Raw genomic sequence first — 1070 nt, 5'->3', positions numbered from 1 at the left:
GCAACAACGCCCGCACCAACAGTACGGCCGCCTTCACGGATTGCGAAACGCAGACCGTCGTCCATCGCGATTGGGTGGATCAGGGTAACAACCATTTTGATGTTGTCGCCCGGCATTACCATCTCAACGCCTTCCGGCAGTTCGATGGTACCAGTCACGTCAGTAGTACGGAAGTAGAACTGCGGACGGTAGCCTTTGAAGAACGGAGTATGACGGCCGCCTTCATCTTTGGACAGAATGTACACTTCAGATTCGAACTTGGTGTGCGGCTTGATAGAGCCCGGCTTAGCCAGTACCTGACCACGTTCGATTTCTTCACGTTTGATACCACGCAGCAGAACACCAACGTTCTCACCAGCACGGCCTTCGTCCAGCAGTTTGCGGAACATTTCAACGCCAGTACAGGTAGACTTAGCAGTCTCTTTGATACCAACGATTTCAACTTCTTCACCAACTTTGATGATACCGCGCTCTACACGACCGGTAACAACGGTACCACGACCGGAGATGGAGAATACGTCTTCGATAGGCAGCAGGAACGGCTTGTCAATCGCACGCTCTGGTTCTGGGATATAAGAATCCAGGAAGCCAGCCAGTTCGATGATTTTCGCTTCCCACTCTGCTTCGCCTTCCAGCGCTTTCAGAGCAGAACCACGAACGATCGGAGTGTCGTCGCCCGGGAAATCGTACTGAGACAGAAGTTCACGAACTTCCATTTCTACCAGTTCCAGCAGCTCTTCGTCATCAACCATGTCGCATTTGTTCAGGAACACGATGATGTACGGAACGCCTACCTGACGACCCAGCAGGATGTGCTCACGAGTCTGCGGCATCGGGCCGTCAGTCGCAGCAACAACCAGGATCGCGCCGTCCATCTGCGCAGCACCGGTGATCATGTTTTTAACATAGTCGGCGTGGCCCGGGCAGTCTACGTGTGCGTAGTGGCGAGTCGGGGTGTCATATTCAACGTGAGAAGTGTTGATGGTGATACCACGAGCTTTTTCTTCCGGCGCGTTATCGATCTGGTCGAATGCACGAGCAGCACCGCCGTAGGTTTTAGCCAGTACGGT

At 53.6% G+C, this 1070-nt stretch carries 1 protein-coding gene; it reads right to left on the bottom strand.

The window, feature by feature from the left end:
• The coding region (gene tuf, locus BZK42_RS27870; RefSeq protein WP_048338893.1) for an elongation factor Tu at positions 1 to 1070 on the bottom strand (1070 nt) is incomplete at both ends.

Source organism: Citrobacter braakii, from assembly GCF_002075345.1.
Lineage (GTDB): Bacteria > Pseudomonadota > Gammaproteobacteria > Enterobacterales > Enterobacteriaceae > Citrobacter > Citrobacter braakii.
The sequence above is the reverse complement of the archived record's forward strand: the minus strand, read 5'-3'. Positions and strand labels throughout refer to the sequence as shown.